This window comes from Parasynechococcus sp., from assembly GCF_042954245.1.
Classification (GTDB): Bacteria; Cyanobacteriota; Cyanobacteriia; order PCC-6307; family Cyanobiaceae; genus Parasynechococcus.
Map to the genome: position 1 here is coordinate 1 of NZ_JBGKDP010000014.1, position 8,095 is coordinate 8,095.

The 8,095-nt window shown below is 62.1% G+C and carries 7 protein-coding genes; 5 read left to right on the forward strand and 2 right to left on the reverse strand.

The features are described from left to right. Window positions 1–8: 8 nt before the first annotated feature. The 5 genes from psbD (at window position 9) to cysK (ending at window position 6,223) form a co-directional block, all read left to right on the forward strand. Window positions 9–1,064, forward strand: coding sequence for a photosystem II D2 protein (photosystem q(a) protein) (gene psbD, locus ACGVJ8_RS00590; RefSeq protein ID WP_006851499.1), 1,056 nt, complete (start codon window positions 9–11; stop codon window positions 1,062–1,064). Then, window positions 1,048–2,436, forward strand: a complete 1,389-nt coding sequence (psbC, locus tag ACGVJ8_RS00595) for a photosystem II reaction center protein CP43 (protein ID WP_392345009.1) — start codon at window positions 1,048–1,050, stop codon at window positions 2,434–2,436. Before psbD ends, psbC begins: the two co-directional genes overlap by 17 nt. A gap of 110 nt (window positions 2,437–2,546) precedes the next feature. Then, window positions 2,547–3,689 carry a trans-sulfuration enzyme family protein gene (locus tag ACGVJ8_RS00600; RefSeq protein ID WP_392345010.1) on the forward strand — a complete coding sequence of 381 codons (1,143 nt, stop codon included), beginning with the start codon at window positions 2,547–2,549 and terminating at the stop codon, window positions 3,687–3,689. Further along, window positions 3,686–5,182 (forward strand): PLP-dependent transferase, encoded by a 1,497-nt coding sequence (locus ACGVJ8_RS00605; protein ID WP_392345011.1) that lies wholly within the window; start codon window positions 3,686–3,688, stop codon window positions 5,180–5,182. The genes ACGVJ8_RS00600 and ACGVJ8_RS00605 overlap by 4 nt, the downstream gene beginning before the upstream one ends. A 54-nt stretch (window positions 5,183–5,236) precedes the next feature. Then, complete coding sequence (cysK, locus tag ACGVJ8_RS00610; protein ID WP_392345012.1) at window positions 5,237–6,223, forward strand: cysteine synthase A; 987 nt, start codon at window positions 5,237–5,239, stop codon at window positions 6,221–6,223. Between the two features lie 67 nt (window positions 6,224–6,290). Here the strand turns inward: cysK and queA are convergent, their stop codons facing one another. Together queA and ACGVJ8_RS00620 are read right to left on the reverse strand one after the other, a co-directional pair. Further along, complete coding sequence (queA, locus tag ACGVJ8_RS00615; protein ID WP_392345013.1) at window positions 6,291–7,391, reverse strand: tRNA preQ1(34) S-adenosylmethionine ribosyltransferase-isomerase QueA; 1,101 nt, start codon at window positions 7,389–7,391, stop codon at window positions 6,291–6,293. 12 nt (window positions 7,392–7,403) lie between these two features. After that, the coding region (locus ACGVJ8_RS00620; RefSeq protein WP_392345014.1) for a dihydrolipoamide acetyltransferase family protein at window positions 7,404–8,095 on the reverse strand (692 nt) is incomplete at its 5' end.

Below are 8,095 nucleotides of genomic sequence, written 5' to 3' on the forward strand. Positions count from 1 at the left end.
CACCTCTCATGACGATCGCTGTAGGACGCGCGCCACAGCGGGGATGGTTTGACGTCCTCGATGACTGGCTCAAGCGCGACCGCTTCGTTTTTGTCGGCTGGTCCGGCATTCTTCTTCTCCCAACGGCCTACCTGGCCATCGGTGGCTGGCTGACAGGCACCACCTTTGTCACTTCCTGGTACACCCACGGCATTGCCTCCTCGTACCTGGAAGGTTGCAACTTCCTTACCGCTGCTGTGTCCACCCCCGCTGATGCGATGGGTCACAGTCTGCTGCTGCTCTGGGGTCCTGAAGCCCAGGGCGACTTCGTTCGCTGGTGTCAGCTCGGCGGCCTCTGGGCCTTCGTGGCCCTGCACGGCGCCTTCGCACTGATCGGCTTCATGCTCCGTCAGTTCGAGATTGCTCGTCTAGTCGGCATCCGCCCGTATAACGCCATCGCCTTCTCCGGTCCGATCGCGGTGTTCGTCAGTGTCTTCCTGATGTATCCCCTCGGCCAGAGCAGCTGGTTCTTCGCGCCCTCCTTCGGTGTGGCTGCGATCTTTCGCTTCCTTCTCTTCCTCCAGGGCTTCCATAACTGGACCCTGAATCCCTTCCACATGATGGGCGTTGCCGGCATTCTCGGCGGTGCACTTCTTTGCGCCATTCACGGCGCCACCGTGGAAAACACCCTGTTTGAGGACGGTGAGCAGGCCAACACCTTCAAGGCATTTGAGCCCACTCAGGAAGAAGAGACCTATTCCATGGTCACCGCCAACCGCTTCTGGAGTCAGATCTTCGGTATCGCCTTCTCCAACAAGCGCTGGCTGCACTTCTTCATGCTGTTCGTGCCTGTGATGGGCCTGTGGACCAGCTCCATTGGCATCATCGGCCTGGCCCTCAACCTGCGCGCCTATGACTTCGTGTCACAGGAAATCCGCGCTGCAGAAGATCCCGAATTTGAAACCTTCTACACCAAGAACATCCTTCTGAATGAAGGTCTGCGTGCCTGGATGGCACCGGCTGATCAGCCGCACGAAAACTTCGTCTTCCCTGAAGAGGTTCTGCCCCGTGGTAACGCTCTCTAATCCCGGTCTTGGCGCCACTGGCGGCAAAGACCTTCCATCCACCGGGTATGCCTGGTGGTCCGGCAACGCCCGTCTGATCAACCTGTCCGGCCGTCTGCTTGGTGCCCACGTGGCCCACGCTGGTCTGATGGTGTTCTGGGCCGGCGCCATGATGCTGTTCGAGGTGAGCCACTTCACCTTCGACAAGCCCATGTATGAGCAGGGCTTCATCTGCATGCCGCACGTCGCCACCCTTGGCTACGGCGTCGGCCCCGGCGGTGAGGTCACTGATCTCTATCCCTTCTTTGTGGTCGGTGTTCTGCACCTGATCAGCTCCGCCGTACTCGGCCTCGGCGGCCTCTATCACGCCCTGCGTGGTCCGGAGATCCTGGAGAACTACTCCTCCTTCTTCTCCCAGGATTGGCGTGACAAGAACCAGATGACCAACATCATTGGTTATCACCTGATTCTTCTGGGCGTCGGCTGCCTGCTGCTGGTCTTCAAGGCCATGTTCTTCGGCGGCGTTTACGACACCTGGGCCCCCGGCGGCGGTGATGTCCGCATGATCACCAACCCGACCCTCGATCCGGGCGTGATCTTCGGCTATCTGTTCCGGGCTCCCTTCGGTGGCGAGGGCTGGATCATCGGCGTGGACTCCATGGAGGACATCATCGGTGGCCACATCTGGCTGGGTCTGACCTTGATCTTCGGTGGCATCTGGCACGCCATTACCAAGCCCTTCGGTTGGGTGCGTCGCGCCTTCATCTGGAATGGTGAGGCTTACCTGAGCTACAGCCTTGGCGCTCTGAGCTTCATGAGCTTCATCGCTTCGGCCTACATCTGGTTCAACAACACCGCTTATCCCTCCGAGTTCTGGGGTCCCACCAACGCTGAGGCATCCCAGGCTCAGAGCTTCACCTTCCTGGTACGTGACCAGCGCCTCGGCGCCAACATCGGTTCCGCCATGGGCCCCACCGGTCTTGGTAAGTACCTGATGCGTTCACCAACCGGTGAAGTCATCTTCGGTGGTGAAACCATGCGCTTCTGGGACTTCCGTGGTCCCTGGCTGGAGCCCCTGCGTGGCCCCAACGGTCTCAGCCTTGACAAGCTGCAGAACGACATTCAGCCCTGGCAGGTGCGCCGTGCGGCTGAGTACATGACCCACGCTCCCAACGCCTCGATCAACTCCGTGGGCGGCATCATCACCGAGCCCAACTCGGTGAACTACGTGAACCTCCGCCAGTGGCTGGGTGCAACGCAATTCGTGCTCGCCTTCTTCTTCCTTGTTGGTCACCTCTGGCACGCCGGCCGCGCTCGCGCTGCTGCTGCTGGCTTCGAGAAAGGCATCGACCGCAAGGCTGAGCCTGTGCTCGGCATGCCCGACCTCGACTGATCCACCGGATTCAATCCAAACGATCGTCATCAACCCTCGCCATACGGCGGGGGTTTTTTATCGAGTTGGGAGAGGCGATTTCTTAGCCTGTCCGAATCGATGGATCGTCCGTGAACACAGGCCTGAACACCCGGGTGATCCACCACGGCAACAGCTTTGCGGGAGATACCGGCACGGTGATGCCGCCCATCTTCCCCACCAGCACCTTTGCCCATGGCAACGCCGGCGGGTTTGATTACACCCGGTCCGGCAACCCCAACTTCCGCATCCTTGATGGGGTGCTCGCCTCTGTTGAAGGCTGCGCCCATGCCACCGTCTTCGCCTCTGGCGTCAGCGCCATCACCGCTGTGGTCTCCCAACTGAAGCAGGGCGATCTGGTGCTCTGCGAAGAGAACCTCTACGGCTGCACCGTGCGGCTGTTCGAGCAGGTATTCGCCAAGTTCGGATTGAAAACCGCTTGGGTAGACTTCATCGAGCCTGCTGCACTGGAGCAGATTCAAGCCCAGAAGCCGGCAATGGTGTGGTTGGAGAGCCCCACCAACCCTCTGCTCAAGGTGATCGACCTGGAGGCGGTCTGCGCCATCACCCAACCCCTGGGCATCCCCGTGGTGGTGGACAACACCTTCGCCACCGCCCTGGTGCAGCGCCCCCTGGATCTGGGCGCCACCCTCTCACTCACCAGCACCACCAAGTACATCAACGGCCACTCCGATGCCCTCGGAGGAGCCGTGTGCACCAACGATCCCGAGTGGCACCAGAAGATGGTGTTCTCCCAGAAGGCCCTGGGCCTGCAGCCCTCCCCCTTTGATTGCTGGCTGATCACGCGGGGCATCAAGACCCTGCCGCTGCGACTCAGGCAGCAGATGGCTAATGCCGCGGCCCTGGCCGATCAACTGGCGCGCCCCGCCAAGGTGAACTGGGTGCGTTACCCCCACCGCAGTGATCACCCTCAGCATCAGGTGGCGACCCGTCAGATGCGCGCCGGTGGCGCCATCGTGACGGTGAGCTTCAACGCCAGCCAGGAGCAGACCTATGCCCTCTGCAAACAACTGCGCTGGTTCACCATGGCCGAAAGCCTGGGTGGCATCGAAAGTCTGATCTGCCACCCCGCCACCATGACCCACGCCGCGGTGTCGGCCGAGGTGAAGGCCAAGCTGGGTATTGACGACGGCCTGGTGCGCTTCTCGGTGGGCTGTGAAGACCTCGCCGATCTGCAGGCTGATCTGGACCAGGCCCTGGAGTTCCTGGCGTGAGTCCCCGCAATCTGCTCAGCGATCCGGCCTGGCAGGGCTCTGATCTCGGCCATCCCCTGCCGGACTCCCCCCATGCGGTGTCCGTGGCGCTGCCGCGCTGGCGCGATGTGATCGCCTACGAGGAGAAGGATCCGGCCTGCCGCGATGCCCTGAAGACGATCTATCCCCGCTTCGGCCTGCATCCGCTGATCCGAGAACTGGTTCAGCCATCAGAGCTTGCGGGGACCACGGTCTGGCCCTACCCCACCGAAGCCGCTGCCCAGGCGGCCCTGACCCACTGCCAACGGAAGGCACCGGAGAGTCGCTCAGAGTTGATCGCCATCGCCGGGGTGTGCTGCCTGCGCAGTGATGCAGCGGCCAGCCCCCATGCCAAAGCGTTCTGGCAGCACACCGGCCTGGGCCTCTCCTCCCGCCAGGCAGCCATCGCCCTAGGGAAAGAGGCGGCCCCCAGCAGCACATCCGGCGAAGCGGCCCGCGGGGTCATTCGCGAGCGCCTGGCTGGCATCCATGGCGTCGACGCCCAACAGATCAGCCTGCATCCGGCGGGAATGGCTGGCCTGCATGCGGCACTCAGCGCCATCCAAACGCTGCGGCCGGGTCGACCCACGCTGCAGCTGGGCTTTCCTTATGTAGATGTACTGAAGCAGCCGCAGGTGGTGTTTCACGGCGGCGAGCTGTTGCAACCGCAGAGCCTTGCCGAGGTGGAAGCGACGCTGGATCAGCTCCAGCCGGCAGCCGTAATTGTGGAACTGCCCAGCAATCCGCTGCTGCGCTGCATGGATCTGCCCGGCGTTTCGGCCCTGGCCCGCAGCCGCGGCATTCCGGTAATTGCCGATGACACGATCGGCACCGGCATCAACCTCAATGCCCTGCCCTATGCCGATCTGATCTTCAGCTCGCTCACCAAGAGCTTCGCGGGGCGCGGTGATGTGATGGCCGGCAGTGTGCTGATGAGTCCGCAGTCGCCCTGGGCTGATTCCTTGCTGAAGGCGGTTCCTGACGTCACCCCGCTCAGCGATGCCGATGCCATCGCTCTGGAGATCGCCAGCCGGGATGTGCTCCAGCGGGTGCCCCAACTCGATGCCAACGCCCTGCTTCTGGCGGAACGGCTCGAGGCCCATCCGGCAGTGGAACGGGTGCTGCATCCGAAAAGCTGCCCCAACTTCTGTGCCTTGATGCGCAGCGGAGCTGGCCACGGCTGCCTGCTCTCCTTTGAACTGAAGGGAGGCCAAGACCACTCCAAACGGGTTTACGACGCGCTTCAGATCAGCAAGGGGCCCAGCCTTGGCACCGATTTCAGCCTGGTGTGCCCTTACACCCAGTTGGCCCACTACGACGAACTGAGCTGGGCGGAGCAGTGCGGTGTGCCGGCTGATCTGCTCCGCGTATCAGTCGGTCTGGAAGACCCCGAGGCGCTGTGGATGCGGTTTGAGCAAGCGTTTGCTGACGAAGAGACCGGTGAGACTCTGAAAAAGCCCTTAACAACCGGGTGAGGAGAGGCTTTCGATCATTAGTTTGTTTTCTTCGGGCCCCTCTACAGCAGCTCCATGTCCCGCATTTACGACGACAACAGTCAGGCCATCGGTAACACCCCGCTGGTCAAGCTGAATAACGTCACCAAAAACTGCAAGGCCACTGTGCTGGCCAAGGTTGAGGGGCGCAACCCCGCATACAGCGTCAAGTGCCGGATCGGCGCCAACATGATCTGGGACGCAGAAAAAAGCGGAAAGCTCACCAAGGGCAAGGTGATTGTTGAGCCCACCTCCGGCAACACCGGCATCGCTCTGGCCTTCACCGCCGCGGCCCGCGGTTACAAGCTGATCCTCACGATGCCCGAGTCGATGTCGATCGAGCGGCGTCGGGTCATGGCCGTGCTCGGGGCTGAACTGATTCTCACCGAGGCCGCCAAGGGCATGCCCGGTGCGATTGCCAGGGCCAAGGAAATCGCTGAAAGCGATCCGGCCAAGTACTTCATGCCCAGCCAGTTCGACAATCCCGCCAACCCCGAAATCCACTTCAAGACCACCGGTCCGGAAATCTGGAACGACTGCCATGGAGCCATTGATGTGCTCGTGGCCGGCGTCGGCACCGGTGGCACCATCACCGGCGTTTCCCGCTACATCAAAAATGAAGCGGGCAAGGCGATCGAATCCGTGGCCGTTGAACCGACCAACAGCCCGGTGATCACCCAGACCATGAACGGTGAGGCTGTCAAGCCCGGTCCCCACAAGATTCAGGGCATCGGTGCCGGCTTCATCCCCCAAAACCTCGACCTCTCCGTGGTCGACAAGGTGGAGCAAGTGACCAACGAGGAGTCCGTTGCCATGGCCCTGTGCTTGGCCCAGGAGGAAGGCCTGTTGGTGGGCATCTCCTGCGGTGCCGCCGCTGCAGCCGCTATTCGTCTGGCTGAGAAAGATGAGTACGCCGGCAAAACCATCGTCGTGGTGCTGCCCGACCTGGCCGAGCGTTACCTGTCTTCGGTGATGTTCGCTGAGGTGCCGACCGGCATCATCGAGCAACCGGTTGCTGTCTGAGCGGTCTCAACAAGAGGCCTTGGCCCCGTCGTTGACGGGGCTTTTTTATGGCCTCACCGTTCAGACCTCAACGTGCCGGTGGGCAGGCCTGGGGCTGGACCGCCGCTGCATCAATCCACATGGCATCGCCGTAGGAAAAAAAGCGATAGCTCCTCTCAATCGCTTCGGCGTACAGCTTCAGCAGGGTTTCCCGGCCGATCAAGGCACTCACCAACAGCAGCAGGGAGCTTTTGGGCAGATGAAAGTTGGTGAGCAGGGCTTGAATCACCTTGAACTGATAGCCCGGCTGAATCACCAGATCCACTGGCCCCGTGTAGGGCTTGAGAACACCGCCATAGGCTTGAGCGGCTCCCTCCAAGGCACGAACACTCGTGGTGCCTACCGCAATCACTCGGCCTCGACAAGCCTGCACCGCCTCCACCACAGCAGGGCTGACATCGACCCATTCACTGTGCAACTCCAAAGCGGTGAGGTCTTCCGTTTCAACAGGGCGAAAGGTACCGAGGCCCACATGCAGGGTGATCCGGGCCAGATCCACCCCTTTCTGCTGCAAACCCGCCAGAAGTTCATCACTGAAGTGCAACCCCGCCGTCGGGGCAGCCACCGCACCGGGGCGATCGGCGTAACGGGTCTGATAACGCTGGCTATCGCTGGAATCGTGCCGCTCGATGTAGGGCGGTAGAGGCACCTCGCCCACGTCATTGAGCAAACCCTCAATGGTTTCGGCATCCCTGCAATCACTGGGGAACTGAACCACCCGTCCACCGCTGGCGGGGTCTTCTGCAAGCACCGTCAGGCTGATCGAAGTGCCATCAATCGTGAGGCTGTCGCCGGGCCGCATGCGCTTGGCAGGACGGGCCAGGCAAAGCCAGCGGCCCTCCCCCCGCGGCTCCAGCACCAGCAACTCGGACAGTCCGCCCCCGGAACGGCGCACCGCCAGGCGGGCCTTCAACACCCGTGTGTCGTTCACCACCAGCAGATCACCAGGCTGCAGCTGCTCGAGCAGATCCCACACCTGGCCGTGAGCTGCCTGCGTTGATGGCTCCCCCTGGGGGGGAACCATCAACAACCGAGCGCTGTGGCGGGGCTCAACCGGTGCCTGAGCGATCCGCTCAGGCGGCAGCGGGTAGTCGTAGCTGCTAAGTTGCAGATCCTTGGGGTCAGGCACGCGGGCGACCGATCAGAGCGCCAGGCTTTCTGGACGGTTCTCAATCAGATCGGCGAGATCCTTCAGGAAAGCGGCGCCGTCGGCGCCGTAAATCACCCGATGATCTGCCGTCAGGTTGACCTGCATCTGACGCTTGACGGCGATGGACCCATCCTTGTTCGCCACCACAGTGGGGCGTGATGCGGCGACGGCGAGAATGGCCCCGGTGCCTGGGGGAAGGATCGCGTCGAAACGATCAACACCGAACATGCCGAGGTTAGACAAGGTGAAGGTGCCCGTGGAGTATTCCTCCGGCTGCAGCTGCTTGCTGCGGGAGCGCTTGACCAGATCACCCCACTGACGCGACATCTCATAGAGATCGGTGCGATCGGCATTACGCAGCACCGGCGTGATCAAGCCACCGTCTTCCATCGCCACGGCGACAGCCACGTTCACGTCGGCCGGGTAGGCCATGCCAGCGGCTGTGGTGGCGGCATTCACCTGGGGGTGACGCGCCAGGGTGACGGCCACCGCCTTGGCCAGCAGCGCCGTCATCGTGACACCCTTCGGCTTCACCTGTTTGTAGAAGGCATCCAGCTTGTCGGTGGTGATGGTGTAACCAACGCGGAAGCAGGGAACCGCCAGGCTGGCCTCCATGTTTTTGTTCACCGCACCCTGCAGGGTGTTGAAGGCAACGGTCTCGCCAGGCCGGCCGAAGCTGTTGC